At 52.8% G+C, this 767-nt stretch carries 1 pseudogene; it reads left to right on the forward strand.

The features are described 5' to 3' along the window. Window positions 1–162: pseudogene (locus C476_RS19555) on the forward strand (DNA-binding protein); the annotation flags it as partial. Window positions 163–767 lie beyond the last annotated feature (605 nt).

A 767-nucleotide genomic window follows, 5' to 3' on the forward strand; every position in this document is an offset into this window, starting at 1 on the left:
CGTGTGACCGTCTGGAAGTCATCAGACGCGCCGTGGATCGAGGAAGGCGAGCAGGTGCGCATTCACAAGGCTGCCCGGAACTGGCACGAGGGCCGTGTCTCACTGGCCGTGACCGGATGGACGACGATTCACTTCCCCGAGCGCGGCTGCTGGTGGGAATAGCCGGGGCGAAGCCCCTTTTTTGCTGGTGTGAACGCAGTCACCGCCACCTCCCACCACCTCCACGGTCCGGGCTGCTCACGGCCGGTGGCCGCTGCGCTGCCGGGCTTTCGCCACAGCATAAATCTGCTCCACAACTTTGCCATCACCTAGTAGTAGTTAGTAACACGACTTTTTCATTCAGAAATATGCCTGAAACTGAGTCGAGCAATTCGGCAACTACATCTGCTTACTGACCGGTGAGCGATGAATTACAGTGCTTACATTGATCCCGATCTAGTTCGTTCGGAGCACCACATTGCGAACAATTAATCCGAGCCGGTGGTTCATCGGTGTCGTCCCACGACTGAATCACCATAACGAGGAGAGCGAGGTACACGAACAAGAACAGCCCTAATGGGCCGAATGGGAAGAGAATAAACAAAACAGGGAAACCAACGAACGCGTATATCAGGAGGGTTGAGAGGCGATCCATGGATTCGATTTTAGACTGTAGGAACAAAAACATACATACTCTGTAGGCTCTGTTGAAATCCTCAAAAACTGATAGTACCCTGTATGTGATACGGAGGATGAGTTCAGTCTGAGATCGTATTTAGTACAAGCTG

The sequence above is a fragment of the Natrinema limicola JCM 13563 genome (assembly GCF_000337475.1).
GTDB classification, from domain to species: domain Archaea; phylum Halobacteriota; class Halobacteria; order Halobacteriales; family Natrialbaceae; genus Natrinema; species Natrinema limicola.